The organism is Actinomadura geliboluensis (assembly GCF_005889745.1).
GTDB lineage: Bacteria > Actinomycetota > Actinomycetes > Streptosporangiales > Streptosporangiaceae > Spirillospora > Spirillospora geliboluensis.
In genome coordinates this window covers 1-14,955 of record NZ_VCKZ01000023.1, presented here as the reverse complement: position 1 = coordinate 14,955, position 14,955 = coordinate 1, and the positions used below count along the sequence as shown (strand labels likewise).

Annotated in this window: 10 protein-coding genes; 6 read left to right on the top strand and 4 right to left on the bottom strand. The window is 71.9% G+C overall.

Annotated elements, in window-relative coordinates:
• The first annotated feature begins 9 nt into the window (after nt 1-9).
• The 5 genes from ETD96_RS05725 to ETD96_RS05705 all read left to right on the top strand — a co-directional run bounded on the left by ETD96_RS05725 (nt 10) and on the right by ETD96_RS05705 (nt 9,950).
• Nucleotides 10-1,965, top strand: coding sequence for a WD40 repeat domain-containing serine/threonine protein kinase (locus ETD96_RS05725; RefSeq protein WP_138635169.1), 1,956 nt, complete (start codon nt 10-12; stop codon nt 1,963-1,965).
• A gap of 3 nt (nt 1,966-1,968) precedes the next feature.
• Nucleotides 1,969-3,798: a WD40 repeat domain-containing serine/threonine protein kinase gene (locus ETD96_RS05720; protein ID WP_138635166.1), complete on the top strand. Its 1,830-nt coding sequence runs from the start codon at nt 1,969-1,971 to the stop codon at nt 3,796-3,798.
• A 108-nt stretch (nt 3,799-3,906) separates the two neighbouring features.
• Nucleotides 3,907-7,164, top strand: a complete 3,258-nt coding sequence (locus ETD96_RS05715) for an NACHT domain-containing protein (protein ID WP_138635163.1) — start codon at nt 3,907-3,909, stop codon at nt 7,162-7,164.
• A complete protein-coding gene (vph, locus tag ETD96_RS05710; protein ID WP_138635160.1) occupies nt 7,164-8,015 on the top strand; it encodes a viomycin phosphotransferase in 852 nt (283 codons plus the stop codon). Before ETD96_RS05715 ends, vph begins: the two co-directional genes overlap by 1 nt.
• Before the next feature lie 477 nt (nt 8,016-8,492).
• On the top strand, nt 8,493-9,950 hold the full coding sequence (locus ETD96_RS05705) for a DHA2 family efflux MFS transporter permease subunit (protein ID WP_240807277.1): 1,458 nt from the start codon (nt 8,493-8,495) through the stop codon (nt 9,948-9,950).
• Between the two features lie 76 nt (nt 9,951-10,026).
• Here the strand turns inward: ETD96_RS05705 and ETD96_RS05700 are convergent, their stop codons facing one another.
• Both ETD96_RS05700 and ETD96_RS05695 read right to left on the bottom strand, forming a co-directional pair.
• Nucleotides 10,027-11,562 carry an acyl-CoA synthetase gene (locus ETD96_RS05700; protein WP_138635157.1) on the bottom strand — a complete coding sequence of 512 codons (1,536 nt, stop codon included), beginning with the start codon at nt 11,560-11,562 and terminating at the stop codon, nt 10,027-10,029.
• A gap of 56 nt (nt 11,563-11,618) precedes the next feature.
• Nucleotides 11,619-11,849: a DUF397 domain-containing protein gene (locus tag ETD96_RS05695; RefSeq protein ID WP_138635154.1), complete on the bottom strand. Its 231-nt coding sequence runs from the start codon at nt 11,847-11,849 to the stop codon at nt 11,619-11,621.
• A gap of 192 nt (nt 11,850-12,041) precedes the next feature.
• Here ETD96_RS05695 and ETD96_RS05690 point away from each other — a divergent pair, with 192 nt between their 5' ends.
• The gene (locus tag ETD96_RS05690; RefSeq protein WP_138635151.1) at nt 12,042-12,707 is read left to right on the top strand and encodes an ATP-binding protein; all 666 of its coding nucleotides are present in this window, start codon (nt 12,042-12,044) and stop codon (nt 12,705-12,707) included.
• Here ETD96_RS05690 and ETD96_RS05685 read toward each other — a convergent pair.
• Nucleotides 12,643-14,073: an alpha,alpha-trehalose-phosphate synthase (UDP-forming) gene (locus ETD96_RS05685; protein ID WP_138635148.1), complete on the bottom strand. Its 1,431-nt coding sequence runs from the start codon at nt 14,071-14,073 to the stop codon at nt 12,643-12,645. The two genes, ETD96_RS05690 and ETD96_RS05685, sit on opposite strands and share 65 nt — an antisense overlap.
• A 299-nt stretch (nt 14,074-14,372) precedes the next feature.
• A partial coding sequence (locus ETD96_RS05680) for a DoxX family protein (RefSeq protein ID WP_274704591.1) occupies nt 14,373-14,955 on the bottom strand: 583 nt, incomplete at its 5' end.

Here is a 14,955-nt window from a genome sequence, read left to right as displayed (position 1 = left end):
GGGTGGTTCATGGAAGCGCTGCGCCCCGGGGACCCCCGGCAGGTCGGCCCGTACCGGCTGGAGGCCCGGCTGGGCGCGGGCGGCATGGGGCAGGTGTTCCTCGGCGTCTCGCCGGGCGCCCGCCGCGTCGCCGTCAAGGTGATCCGCGCCGAGTACGCCGGGGACGACCGGTTCCGGGCGCGGTTCGCCCGCGAGGTCGAGGCGGCCCGCCGGGTCGGCGGGTACCACACCGCGCAGGTCGTGGACGCCGATCCGGAGGCCGCGTCGCCGTGGCTCGTCACCGCGTTCGTCCCCGGCCCGTCCCTGCGGGAGGCCGTCGCCGGGCGCGGGCCGCTCGATCCCGGCGCGGTGCGGGCGCTCGCGTCCGGGCTGGCCGAGGGCCTCGCCGCGATCCACGCGTGCGGGCTCGTGCACCGCGACCTCAAGCCCGGCAACGTCATCATGGCGGCGGACGGCCCCCGCATCATCGACTTCGGCATCGCCCGCGCGACCGACGCGACCGCGCTGACCTCGCACAACGCGGTCGTCGGCACCTACGCCTACATGGCGCCCGAGCAGGTGCTCGGCGACATGCCGGGGCCGTCCGGCGACGTGTTCTCGCTCGGCTGCGTGCTCGCCTACGCCGCGACCGGGCGCGGCCCGTTCGACGCGGAGACCATCCCGGCGATCGTGCACCGCGTCCTGCACGAGGAGCCGGACCTGTCCGCGCTCCCGGACGGCCTCCGCAACATGGTCGCCGCGTGCCTCGCCAAGGACCCGGCGCGGCGGCCCGGCCCGGACGCGCTCATCACCGCGCCGGAGAGCATCGAGCCGCCGCCGGACACCGGCCCGCCCGGCGGCGAGGCCGGCACGCACGCCGGCGCGACGCTCAGCGCGACCCGGCCGCGGGACGCCCCGGCGGCGGCCCCGGCACCGGTCGGCCGCCGCGCGCTGCTCATCGGCGGGGGCGCCGCTGCGGCGGCGGTCGCTGCGGGCGTCCCGGCGGCGTTCCTCCTGACCCGCCGGGAGGAGAGGCCGGCCGCCGCGCCGCCCGCCTCGCCGCCCCGGCCGGACGGGCTGATCCCCCACAGCGGATCGCTCAGCGCCCCGGACGTCAAGACCCTCGACGAGGTCGCCATCAGCCCCGACGGGCGGACGGTGGCCGCCGGCGGCCTCGACTCCACGATCACGCTGTGGGACGTCGCGACCGGGCGCGTGCTCCGCACGATCCGCAGGACGGGCTGGGTCGGCGCGCTCGCGTTCAGCCCGGACGGCGCGTCCCTCGCGAGCTCGTCCACCTCCCCCGGCCAGCTCCTGGTCTGGGACGTGGCGTCCGGACGCCTCAAGGTGAACGTGCGGACCGGTGAGTTCGGGCTGAACGCGCTGGCCTACAGCCCCGACGGCCGCACGATCGCGGGCTCCAACCCCGACGCCCGGCTGTTCGACGCCGCCACCGGCCGCACCCGGGCGGAGTTCGACCTCGGCCACAGCGGCGTCAACGCGGTCGCGTTCAGCCCGGACGGCGGGACCGTCGCGGTCGGGGTCGACGGCTACTACAAGAAGCCGCCGGGCCGCACCGTCCAGCTCCTCGACGGCCGGACGCTCCGCCGCCGCGGCCGGCTCACCGGGCACACCGCGAACGTCACCGGCGTCGCGTTCGGCGCGAACGGGCGGCGCCTCGCCAGCTGCGGCGCGGACTCCACGGTCCGGATCTGGGACGTCGCAGCCCGCCGCGCCGTGCGCGTCATCGACGCGGGCGAGGCGCGGGTGCGGGACGTACGGCTCTCCCCGGACGGCGCGTCCGTCCTCGGCGCCTGCTCCGACCGGACCGTCCGCGTCTGGAGCACCGCCACCGGCGCGCTCACCTCGACGCTCGTCGGGCACCCGCAGCCCGTCGCCAAGATCGCCCTCGGCTCCGGCGGCACGCTGGTCGCGGCCGTCGGCAGCTCCAAGCCGGACGGCACCGTCACGCTCTGGAAGGTCTGACCGGTGGATCCGCTGCGCGACGACGACCCCCGCGAGGTCGGCCCCTACCGGCTGCACGGACGGCTCGGCGCGGGCGGCATGGGCGAGGTGTTCCTCGGGGCGTCGCCGAGCGGGCGCAGGGTCGCGGTGAAGACCGTCCGCGCCGAGTACGCCGCCGACCCGGGGTTCCGCCGCCGGTTCGCGCAGGAGATCGAGGCCGCCCGCCGCGTCGGCGGCTTCCACACCGCGCAGGTCGTCGACGCCGACCCGGACGCCGCGTCGCCGTGGATGGTGACCGCGTTCATCCCCGGCCCGTCCCTGCGGCAGGTCGTCCAGCGCCAGGGGCCCCTCGCCCCGGCCGCGGTGCGCGAACTGGGCGCCGGGCTGGCCGAGGGCCTCGCCGCGATCCACGCGTGCGGGCTGGTGCACCGCGACCTCAAGCCGGGCAACGTGATCATGAGCCCGGACGGCCCCCGGATCATCGACTTCGGCATCGCCCGCACGGCCGACGCGACCGCGCTGACCTCCACCGGAGCGGTCGTCGGCACGTTCTCGTTCATGTCCCCCGAGCAGGTGCGCGCCGACGCCACCGGCCCGCCGAGCGACGTGTTCGCGCTCGGCTGCGTGCTCGCCTACGCGGCGACCGGGCGCGGCCCGTTCGACGCGGCGACCATCCCGGCGATCGTCCACAAGATCGTCGGCGCGCCGCCCGACGTCGCCGGATTGGCCGACCCGCATCTGCGCGACGTGGTCGTCCGCTGCCTGGAGAAGGATCCGGCGCGGCGGCCGTCCCTCCCGGAGGTCCTCGCGGCGCTCAACGGCGCACCGCCGCGCCGCCTCCCCCGCCGCGCCGTCCTGCTCGGCGGCGCGGCCGCCGCGGCGACCGCCGCCGCGGCCGTCCCGGCCGTGCTGCTGTGGCCCTCGGACGCGCCCGCCGCCCGGCGGAACGCCCCGAAGACCCCGATCGGCGTCCCCACCGGGATGACCCTGCCGAGCTCGGAGGTCGCGGTGCACGCCGTGGCGTTCTCCCCCGACGGCAGGACCCTGTGGGGTGCCGGGTTCTCCACCATCCTGCGCTGGGATCTGGCCACCGCCCAGGTCACCACCCGCAAGATCGATGACAACGCCGAGACCTACCGGCGGCCCATGGCCTTCAGCCCGGACGCGAAGACCCTCGCCACCTCCGGCGACGACAAGGTCGTCCACCTGTGGGACGCGGCGTCCGGGAAGATCCGCAAGACCTTCCCGCGGATCCAGGGCGTCCAGTCGCTCGCGTTCAGCCCGGACGGCCGCTCCCTCGCCGTCAGCGTCGGCAACGGCCCCCGCTACGTCCAGGTCTGGGACATCGCCACCGGCAAGTCCGTCCCGATGAAGACGGACTACTACGCCAAGGCGCTCACCTTCTCACCGGACGGCAGATCCCTCTCGGGCGGCTACGCCTTCGCCGGACGCTTCACCGTCTGGGACGTCTCGTCCGGCAAGGCCACCGAGATCTCACCGCGCGACGCCACCGAGATCCCGTGCCTCGCGTTCAGCCCCGACGGGACGACCGTGGCGGCCTCCACCGGCGGCTACTACGGATACGAAATCCGGAAGGCGGTCGGCGGCGACCTGAAGACCACCGTCAGAGACCTCGGCGGCGAGGTCCAGGCCCTGGGGTTCAGCCCGGACGGCGACACGCTCGTCACCGCCGACCAGAAGAACATCCACCTGTGGCACGTCCCGACGGGCCGCAACACGGCGACGCTCCCCGGCGACGCCGACGACGAGCAGGCGCTGGCCTTCGCCCCCCACGGCCAGAGCTTCGCCACCACCAGCGGCACCGGGACGACCCGCCTCTGGACCTTCCGGTAGCAGGAGGCGGGACCCTCATCCGGCGTCCGAACATGGACGCGGGAAAGCCGGGAAACGGCGCCCGATTACTCGCCATAATGGCAGCTTCCACTGAATCCGGGGGGTGGCGTGTCGGTCGAGGTCGCCGCGGTGCGGGTGGGCATGTCGGTGACGCAACTGGCCGTGGGGCGGTGGCTCGCCGGGCGTTCGACCAGGGACGGAGCCGGCCGGGACCTCGTCGAACTGATCAAGACGGGGTTCCCGGACGAGATCAGGCGGCGGCGCGTCCAGCGGCAGTTCGAGGACATCGCGGATTCGGTCGCCGACCGGCTCCTGACCTTCGCGGGACGCGAATTCGGCGGGCTCACCGACGGCGACCGCCAGGCGGCGCTGCACGAGGTGGTCCGCACTCTCGACATTGCCGATCTGTCGGACGACGCCTTCTTCTCGGCCGATGCCGACCCGGTGAAGCTGGCGCGCGGCCTGCGGACGCGCCTTCCACCCCGGCGAGCCGAGTTCGAACTGGGCGAGGCCGGTGCCCGGCTGTACGAGGTGGTGCTGGACGAGTGCTGCGACTGCCTCGCCCGCATCATCGTCCACCTCCCGCAGTTCGGGCCGCGCGCGTCGGCGGAGATGCTGGGCAGGCTGAGCGGGCTGGCGGACCAGGTCGGCGCCGTCCTGGCGCGGCTCCCCGCACGCACCCTCGACGCGCCAGAGGGCACGTCGGACGATGACGAGTTCACCCGCCGGTACCTCGCGTCGATCAGCGAGTCCCTCGACACCCTGGAACTGTTCGGCGTCCGGTTCGAGCGGTTCACGCGTCCGCAGACCGCGCTGAGCGTCGCCTACATCAGCCTCAACGTGTCGGATGAGAGCAAGCGGGCTGCCCGCCCGTCGAGGCCGCATGCGGTGCCGGTCAGCGATTGGCGGGACGGGGTCAGGTCCGGGTCCGTCCGGGTCGAAGCAGCCTTGGCCGACCACCGGCTGTTGTTGTTGCGCGGTGAGGCGGGCGGCGGCAAGAGCACCTTGCTGCGATGGCTCGCGGTCACGGCGGCGCGGGGTTCGTTCAGCGGCCCGCTGAGCAAGTGGAACGGGTCTGTCCCGTTCGTCATCAAGCTGCGCAGCCACGCGGGCAAACCGTTGCCGCGTCCCGAAGAGTTCATCGACGACGTCGCCGGTCACCTCGCCGGGATCATGCCGCGCGGGTGGGCGCACCGGCAGCTCTCATCCGGCCGGGCACTGCTCCTCGTGGACGGCGTGGACGAGGTCACCGGCTCGCAGCGCCAGGCGGTTCGGGAATGGCTCAAGCAGATCGTCACCGAGTTCCGCGACATCCGGATCATCGTCACCTCGCGTCCGGCGGCGGCCGCCTCCGACTGGCTCCGCGCCGAAGGGTTCGCGACGGCCTTCCTCGAGCAGCTCTCCCCGGCGGAGATCAGGACGCTCGTCCAGCACTGGCACACCGCCGTCCGCGACTGCGCCGACCTGCCGTGCGAGCCGGAGCGCCTGCCGTCCTACGAGGCGCGGCTCCTGGCGCGGCTTGAGGCCGCCTCTCACCTGCGGGCCCTCGCGTCCAGCCCGCTGCTCGCCGCCATGCTCTGCGCGCTCAACCTCGACCGCGAGACGCTCCCGCGCAATCGCATGGGCCTCTACGGCGCCGCCCTCGAAATGCTCCTGGAGACGCGCGACACCAAGCGCGGCATTCCGAGCGTCCTCGAACGCGAGCAGAAGATCCGCATATTGCAGGACATCGCCTGGCACCTCTCCACCAGCGGCCGCGTGGAACTGCCGAAACCCATGGTCGAGCGACTCGTCGCCGACCGGCTGGCGTCGATGCCGCAGGTCCACGTCCGCCCGAGCACGGTCCTGGACGAGCTGCTCCAGCGCAGCGGCGTCCTGCGCGAGCCGGTCCCGGGCCGCATCGACTTCGTCCACCGGACCGTCCAGGAGTACCTCGCCGCCAAGCAGGCCGCCGACCTCGGCGACATGGACATCCTGATCAGGTACGCGCACCGCGACACCTGGCGGGGGACCGTCATCATGGCCGCCGGCCACGCCAACGAGCCGCTGCGGCGCGAACTCCTCTCCGGCGTCCTGAGCCGCGCCCGCTCGGAGCAGCGACGCGCCCGCACGCTGAAACTGGTGGCCGTCGCCTGCCTGGAGACACTCCCGTCGATACCGGACGACCTCCGGGAAGACCTCGACCACTGTCTGGACGACCTGATCCCGCCCCGAGACGAAGCTTCGGCCCGCTCCCTCGCCACCGTCGGCGAGCCCGTGCTCACCCGGCTGCCGGAAACGCTCGAGAACCTCAGCGAGGCGGCCGCCCGCGCGACCGTGCAAACGGCCTGCCTGATCAACGGGCCGCACGCCCTGGACGTGCTCGCACGCTACGCGTCCAATGCGCGTGGTGGGATTCTGGAGCAACTCGCCACGGCTTGGGCCTACTTCGACGCCGACGAGTTCGCCGACCGGGTACTCGCCAACGCTCGGGCAAGAGGTGCTCTCACACTGCGCGACGCTCCACATCTCGTGCGCACCCTCAGCCGTGTTCAGCCCCTGTCCGACCTGTACGTCCACATGGACGACATCGAGGATCTCGACTTCCTCACAGGCCACGCGGAAACGCTGGCCTATCTCGGCCTTAGTGCCGGGCGGTCGATGGTCGATCCCATGCTGCTGCCACCGCTACCTGCTCTGCGGGCTCTCACACTCGGGCATCCTCGTCTCGGTGCCCTCGATTTCCTCGACGGCCTCCCTCGCCTTGAACAACTCTGGCTAGGGCGTTGCGACATGATCATCGATTACTCGCCGCTCCGGCGGCAGTCGAGGCTGACGACGCTGTGGCTGGATGGATGCGTGCACCTGACGAGCCTCACCATGCTCCCTCCCCTTGAGCGAGTCCGGACTCTCGGGATCGGCGACTCGCCTCTCGACGACGGCCTGGACCGGATAAGCCGAGCGGCCACCCGCCTCTTGAGGCTGGCAGCGAGCCGCTGCGACTGGGTAACGGATCTTCGTCCGCTCGCCCCCCTGCCACTGGAGGGGCTCTATATCGCTCACTGCGAGAACGTGACCGACTTCGAGCCGCTCTCCTCCTTGACCGGTCTGAACTACCTGAACCTGTCCGGAACGCTCATCGAAGACCTCCGGTCACTGCGTGATCTGTCCGAGTTGCGTCAGCTCTGGCTCAGCGACTGCACTCGCCTCGGCGATCTGAGCCAATTGGCCTCCCTGCCGAACCTCCGGCACCTCGATCTCGGCGGCGCCGCACCCGGGCTCGATCTCGCGCCTCTGGCCGCCAACCGCAAACTCACCGTCACCGTCGAGGCAGGGCAGGACGTCCGTGGGGCCGAGGCGCTCGGACGGCGACTGAAAGTCCGCTGATGGATCATCGCGATCTGCTGAACCGTCTGCTGCCCGATGACGACCCGGATGACCTGCAAGTACGCCAAGGCCAGTTCCACATCGTGGTCATGGGCGCGGACCGCGTCGTGTGCCTGCCCCGCACCCCGGCGGCCGCCGACCGGTTGCCCACGCGGGCGGCCGTACTGCACGCGCTCGCCCGCCTCGACCTCGGCTTCCGCACGCCCGAGCCGCTGTCGCAGGGCGGCGCCTCCGGCACCGGCGAGGCGCCGTTCCTGGTCCTCAGCCGCATTCCGGGGCAGCCGCTGGAGGCTGACGCACTCAACGACGCCCACGTGATCGACTCCGTGGCGGCGCAGTACGCCGCGCTGCTGTCCGGTCTCGCCCGTGCCGGCGCCGACGAGACGGTACGAGCGGTCATCCCCCAGGCGCCGGAAGACCACTGGCGGCGGTTCGCGGACGACGTGCGCACGGAGTTGTTCCAGCTCATGTCCGCCAGCGGGCGCCTGCGCGCCGAGCGGGAACTCGCGGCACTCGACGGCCTCCCTCATGTCACGCACGCAGTGGTCCATGGCGACCTCGGAGCCGAGAACGTCCTGTGGGAGTGGGCGGACGGCCTGCCGCGCCTCTCCGGAGTGCTCGACTGGGACGACGTCGCCCTCGGCGACCCGGCCGAAGACCTCGCCGCCATCAGCGCCAGTTACGGCCCTGAGCTGCTGAAACGCATGCTCGCCCTCAGCGCGGGGTCGCACCGTGAACTCCTCGCCCGCATCGCTGCGATCCGCGGCACGTTCGCCCTGCAGCAAGCCCTCTACGCCGTCCGCGACGGCGACGCGGAGGAACTCGCGGACGGCCTGACCGGTTACCGCTGAGCCCAGTCCGCGTCCCGAAAAGCGGGGCGGATTGCCGTGATCGCGCGACTACTTCCCGTGCACCGATGCAGGTGAGGCGGCATGGCGGCGAGAGCGGCGCGAGTTGTCCGGTTGGTGGCGATGAGTTCTCGGCGCGGCGCCGGTCCATTGAGGGAGCGCGAAGGGAGGAGTCCGGTGTCGTGTGCGTCACACCTCGTTGACCTCGACTGTGGTCGAGGTCTCAGGCTGGAGGCCGGAGAGCAGGGCCGATTCGTCGGACCCCGCTGGAATACTCCCGGAGCGCGCGAAGTTTAACGGTTCGCGAAAGTGTCAGTCGCTGCAGTATTTTTGCGACCTACCCCCTGAAACGTGCCCACGGTCCTGCGTGCCCGCGTGCGGGCCCCGACGATTGGAAGAGAGTTGACCGCTCCCGCGTCTCAAGCGACGGCGGATGGCCCACTGAAGCAACCCGACGCCGGCGGCGGTCTCGACCGCGGCGTGCTGGCCGTGGCCGGGGTCGTCGTCCTCGGCGCGATCATGTCCATCCTGGACGTGACCGTCGTCAACGTGGCCATCAACGACCTGGCCAAGGAGTTCAACACCTCGCTGGCGACGATCCAGTGGGTGGCGACTGGCTACACATTGGCACTGGCCACGGTGATCCCGGTCACCGGGTGGGCGTGTGCGAGGTTCGGCACCAAGCGCCTGTACATGGTGTCGATCCTGCTGTTCGTGATCGGCTCGACGCTCGCCGGCCTGGCCTGGTCGGCGGAGTCCCTGATCCTCTTCCGGGTGCTGCAGGGCCTCGGCGGCGGCATGATCATGCCGGCCGGTATGACGATCATGACCCAGGCGGCCGGCCCGCAGCGGGTCGGCCAGGTGATGAGCATCGTCGGCGTGCCGATGCTGCTCGGCCCGATCCTCGGCCCGATCATCGGCGGCTACCTCGTCGACGACGTGTCGTGGCGCTGGATCTTCTTCATCAACCTGCCGATCGGGATCATCTCGCTGGTGCTGGCCGCGAAGATCCTCAAGCGGGACGAGCCGAAGCCGGCCGAGCGGCTCGACCTGCTCGGGCTGCTCCTGCTGTCGCCCGGTCTGGCGGCCCTGATCTACGGCATCGCGCGCGGCGCCGAGGAGAAGGACTTCCTGCAGACCGAGCCGGCGGTGTTCACGGTCGCCGGCGCGGTACTGGTGATCGCGTTCGTGTTCCGTGCGCTGACGGCCGCGAGCCCCCTGATCGACCTGCGGCTGCTGAAGCGCCGGTCGGTGGCGGCGGCCTCCGGCACGATGGTGATGTTCGTGACCGCGTTCATGGGCGCGATGCTGCTGCTGCCGCTGTACTACCAGGTCGTGCGCGGCGAGGGCGCGATGGCGGCCGGCCTGCTGCTGGCCCCGCAGGGGTTCGGCGCGATGGTCACGATGCCGATCGGCGGCAAGCTCACCGACCGGATCGGCCCCGGGCGGGTCGTGCTCGGCGGCCTGGTCGTGGTGGTGCTGTCGGTCGCCGGCTTCGCGGCGGTGCTGGAGGGCGACACGTCCTACTGGGTGCTCGGCACGGTGCTGTTCGTGATGGGTCTCGGCATGGGCCTGACCATGATGCCGACGATGGCCGCGGCCATCCAGACCCTCGGCCACGACGAGGTCCCGCGGGCCAGCACGATGCTGAACATCATCCAGCAGGTGTCGGCCTCCATCGGCACCGCGCTGATGTCGGTCCTGCTGGCGAACCAGCTCACCGCCAAGCTCGGCGGCGGGGCCGGCGGCGAGATCGGCAGCACCGAGAAGGTGCCCCCGGCGATCATGGAGAAGATCGCCGGGCCGATGGCGGACGCGTTCCAGCACACCTACTGGTACGCGGTCGGCCTGATCGCCCTGGCGTTCCTGCCGGCGCTGCTGCTGCCGCGCAAGAAGCCGGAGACCCCGGCGGTCGACGCGCCGATGCCGATGCACTAGAACGTCCCTGGCGCGTTCCAGACCCCGGCCGGACCCCGAGTGGGCCCGGCCGGGGTTTCGCCTTTTCAGGGCCCTCTCAGGCCGTCGCAGACCGCCTGTCGGCCCAGTACTCGTCCTTCAGCAGCCGCTTGTAGAGCTTGCCGGTCGGGTGCCGGGGCAGTTCGGGCCGGAAGTCGACCGACCGCGGGCACTTGTAGTGGGCGAGGTGGTCGCGGCAATAGGCGATCAGCTCGGCCTCCAACTCGGGGCCGGCCTCGTCCATCGACAGGGGCTGGACGACGGCCTTCACCGCCTCCCCCATCTCGGCGTCGGGGACGCCGAACACCGCGACGTCGGCGACCTTGGGGTGCACCGCGAGGACGTTCTCGGCCTCCTGCGGGTAGATGTTCACCCCGCCGCTGATGATCATGTAGGCGCGACGGTCGGTGAGGTAGAGGAAGCCGTCCTCGTCCACGTAGCCGACGTCGCCGAGGGTGGTCCAGCCGCGGCCCTTCGGGTCGCGGGTGGCGGCGGTCTTCTCCTCGTCGCCGTGGTACTCGAACGTGGGCCCGTTGCCGAAGTAGAGCGTGCCGGACTCGCCCGGCGGCAGTTCGTCGCCCTCCTCGTCGCACACGTGGACCTCGCCCAGGATGGGACGCCCGACGGAGCCCTTGTGGGCGAGCCAGTCCTCGGAGTTGGTGTAGACGAAGCAGTTGCCCTCGGTGCCCGCGTAGTACTCGTGCAGGATCGGGCCCCACCACTCGATCATCCGCTCCTTGGCGGGGACGGGGCAGGGCGCTGCCGCGTGCACGGCGTAGGCCAGCGAGGAGAGGTCGTAGCGGGCGCGGGTCTCGTCCGGGAGCTTCAGCATCCGGATGAACATGGTCGGCACCCACTGGCTGTGCGTGACGCGGTACTTCTCGATTGCGGCGAGCGCCTGCTCGGGGTCGAACTTCTCCATCACGACGACGGTGGCGCCGAGCCGGTGGAAGACGAGCGAGTAGCGCAGCGGCGCGGCGTGGTAGAGCGGCGCCGGGGACAGGTACACCGAGTCGCCGCCGGCCGCGAACAGGTGCGAGATCAGCATGTAGAGCGGCCCGGCCTCGCCCATGGGCGCCTTGGACAGCGGCGGCTTCACGCCCTTGGGGCGGCCCGTGGTGCCCGACGAGTAGAGCATGTCCATGCCCTCGCACTCGTCCTCGATCGGGGTGGACGGGTACCGGGCGACGCGCTCCTCGTACGACTCGTAGCCGGGGGCCGTGCCGCCGAGCATGAGGCACAGCGGCACGTCCGGCGCGGATCGCGCGGCCGCCTCCATCGACGCGCCGGCGATGAAGACCTTGGCCTCGCAGTTGCCCACGATGTAGGCGAGCTCCTCGTCCTGGAGCCGCGAGCTGATGGGGGTGTAGTAGAGGCCCGACCGCTGGGCGGCCCAGGCGATGGCCAGGTAGAGCGGATGGTTCTCCAGCATGAACGCGATGTGGTCCCCCGGGCGCAGCCCCTCCGCGCGGAGCAGCTGCGCGAGCCGGTTGGACTCCTCGTTCAGTTCCCGGAAGGTGACGACCCGCCCGGAGCCCGCCATGATCACGGCGGGCTTGTCGGGCGTCTGAGCGGCGATCTGCCCCAGGTGCATGGCCGCAACCTACCGGGCCGGACCGCCGATTGGAATGCCGTTCGGTTTATCGGGCGTCAGACGAGCATGTGGTCGAAGTCGCCGTCCTTGGCCCCGCCCACGAACGCCTCCACCTCCTCGCGCGTGTAGACGAGGATCGCTCCCTCCGGGTCCCGGGAGTTGCGCACGGCGATCTCCCCGCTGGGGAGTTCGGCCATCTCGACGCAGTTCCCGGACGGGTTGCTCCGGCGGCTCTTCTGCCAGACGAGCCCGGTCCGCCGGACGTCCGGCATGTGGTGGCCGTCCATGTCTGCCCCCTCTAGGCGTCTCAGCCTCCACACGGGAGGCCGCGATCTCGCCCCACCCCACACAATGGTACGAGATGCACGTGCATTCGTTCTTGCATTCGTTCATGCAGACGGTCTTGCATCTGCACGGCTTGGGGAGCAAGATAGCGAACGCTCACCGGTGACCACTCCGCACGCCTCTGAGGTTTGACCATGACCGTTGACCAGGCAGACGAAGTCGCGGCCCCCGCCGCCATGGGAGGCGGCCGGTCGCGGCGCGCCGCCGTGCACGCGCACTGGCCGGACGCGGCGCCGCCCGCGCCGAACATCCCGGCGAACCCCCGCCCGAGCGTCCCGGCCGCCGTGCCGGGCCTGGCCGGGCTCTGGCCCGCCCCGCACGCCGGCACCCCGCGCACCGCGCGGCGGGTGCTGCCCGCGGAGATCACCGCGCCCCGGGCGGCGCGCGAGTTCACGCAGGCCACGCTGGACGACTGGGGCCTCGGCGGGGACGCCGGAGACGTCGTCGTCGCGGTGTCGGAACTGGTGACGAACGCGCTGCGGCACGGGCTGGAGGGCCTCCCCCAGCCGCTGCCGCTGTGCCCGATCCAGCTGGTGCTGGTCGGGCACCCGCGGCGGCTCGTCGTCTCGGTGACCGACCCGTCGGGCCGCGTGCCCGAGCCGGTGCCGGGCGAGCCCGACCGGTTCACCGAGGGCGGCCGCGGCCTCGTGGTCGTCGGCGCGATCAGCGACGCCTGGGGCTGGGCGCGGCTCGCCACCGGCGGGAAGGCCGTCTGGGCGGCCTTCGACCTGCGGGTCAGCCCTCCAGCATCACCGGAGCCGGCTCGGCCCGCGACCGCTCCGGACTCTCCAGCTCGCTGAGGAACGACTGGGCCCAGCGGTCCACGTCGTGCTCGATGACGCGGCGGCGCATCGAGCGCATCCGCCGCGCCTGCTCGGCGGGCTCGGCGTTCAGCGCGTCGCGCAGCGTGCCCTTGAGCCCGTCGATGTCGTAGGGGTTCACCATGAACCCGCCGCGCCGCAGCTCGGCGGCGGCGCCGGTGAACTCGCTCAGCACGAGCGCGCCGCGCAGGTCCTTGCGGCAGGCGACGTACTCCTTGGCAACCAGGTTCATGCCGTCCCGCAGCGGGGTGACCACCATCACGTCCGCCGCCAGGTAGAGCGCGGTCAGCTCGGCGCGGTCATACGAACTGTGCAGATAGTGGATGACCGGAAACCCGATCTCGCCGTACTCGCCGTTGATCCGGCCGACCTGCTGCTCGATCTCCTCGCGGAGCAGCTGGTACTGCTCGACGCGCTCCCGGCTCGGCGTGGCGATCTGCACGAACACCGCCTGGCCCGGCTTGAGGTGGCCGTCCTCGAACAGCTCCCCGAACGCCTGCAGCCGCTGCGTGATGCCCTTGGTGTAGTCGAGCCGGTCGACGCCGAGCAGCACGGTGGCGTCGCCGAGGTCGGCCCGGATCTCCTGCGCCCGCTCCTGGACGTCCTGGCGCGCCACCAGGTCGTTCAGCTCGCCCACGTCCACGGAGATGGGGAACGCGCGGGCGCGCACGACGCGGTCGTCCCAGAAGACGTCCTGCTTGACGTAGCGGGCGTCCAGCAGCCGGCGGCACAGCCGCACGAAGTTGGCCGCCGCGCCCGGGAGCTGGAAGCCGACCAGGTCGGCGCCGAGCAGGCCCTCCAGGATCCGCCGCCGCCACGGCAGCTGCCAGAACAGCTCGACCGGCGGGAACGGGATGTGCAGGAAGAACCCGATGCGCAGGTCGGGGCGCAGCTCGCGCAGCATCGACGGGACGAGCTGGAGCTGGTAGTCCTGCACCCAGACGATCGCTTCCTTGGCCGCGACCTTCGCCGCCGCCTCCGCGAACCGCCGGTTCACGCCGACGTAGGCGTCCCACATCGCGCGGTCGTACACGGGCGGGGCGACGACGTCGTGGTAGAGCGGCCAGAGCGTCGCGTTGGAGAAGCCCTCGTAGTAGAGCTCGACCTCGCGGGCGGACTGCGCGATGGGGTGCAGCGACATGCCGTCCTCCTCGAACGGCTCCAGCTCCTCGTCCGGCGCGCCGGTCCAGCCGATCCAGGTGCCCTTCCGCCGGCGCATGACCGGGGCGATGGCGCTCACCAGCCCGCCGGGGCTGCGCCTCCAGCGGGGGGCTCCGTCCGCCCCGACGATCCGGTCGACCGGAAGCCGATTTGCCACCACAACGAACTCACTACCGCGCGACACCTGCGACCCGCCTCTCCAGGAAACCCTCAGCGATCACTCATGCCCAAAAACGGTCATCAGGAACATCTTGTCACTTCGACGCTAAGGAGCAGGCGGCGGAAAAGGCGGATGTCAGGGGGCCGGGAGCACTCAGCCGGGGGATTGGAGCGGGCCATATTGCTTTCCGGGCAGGTGACCCGTCCTGACGCGGCGGTCACGGCACCCGGGGCGCGAACGAAAAAGTTATCCAGATCACATCGGCGGCCGGGCCGGGCCCCCGGGGCGGGCCGTCCGGCCCGGCCCGGCCGCCGGGCGGGTGCTCAGGCGGGGACGGACTGCCGATCGGGCGCGGCGTCGCGGCGGCGGCCCCAGAGCAGGGAGTCGACGGAGAAGCGGCCCGCGCCCGTGAACGCGAACAGCAGGCAGACGACGCCGAGCACGAGCACGTACTCGTAGCCGCCCTCCTGGCTGAACAGGCCCTTGTCCATGTGGACGTACCAGAAGGCCCCGGCCATGTCGAGGGCGATCAGCACGCCGGCGAGCGGCACCAGGACGCCGGCGATGAGCGCGATGCCGCCGAGCAGCTCGACCCAGGTGCCGTAGACGGCGGCGAGCCCCGGCAGCGGGATGCCGAGGTGGTCGAACGAGCGGGCGACGGCGGCGTGGCCCTCGTCGGTGAGCTTCTGCCAGCCGTGCGCGACGAAGACGACGCCGACCGCCAGCCTGCCGAGGAGCAGGCCGGCGTCGGGCAGGGCCAGGATGGCGGTGGCTTTGTCGTGTCGCTGCTGGTCGGGCTCGCCGCGGCGCTCGGCGCCGTCCTCGTCGGCACGCTGTTCGGCTCGGTCGCCGGGCTGTTCGGCGGCATCGTGGACAGCGTGATCATGCGGATCGCCGACATCGTGA

Excerpts from the sequence above, each read along its gene's own strand:
- ETD96_RS05700 (WP_138635157.1), bottom strand. The coding sequence starts at position 11,562 with ATGCACCTGGGGCAGATCGCCGCTCAGACGCCCGACAAGCCCGCCGTG.
- vph (WP_138635160.1), top strand. The coding sequence starts at position 7,164 with ATGGATCATCGCGATCTGCTGAACCGTCTGCTGCCCGATGACGACCCG.
- ETD96_RS05725 (WP_138635169.1), top strand. The coding sequence starts at position 10 with ATGGAAGCGCTGCGCCCCGGGGACCCCCGGCAGGTCGGCCCGTACCGG.
- ETD96_RS05690 (WP_138635151.1), top strand. The coding sequence starts at position 12,042 with ATGACCGTTGACCAGGCAGACGAAGTCGCGGCCCCCGCCGCCATGGGA.
- ETD96_RS05695 (WP_138635154.1), bottom strand. The coding sequence starts at position 11,849 with ATGGACGGCCACCACATGCCGGACGTCCGGCGGACCGGGCTCGTCTGG.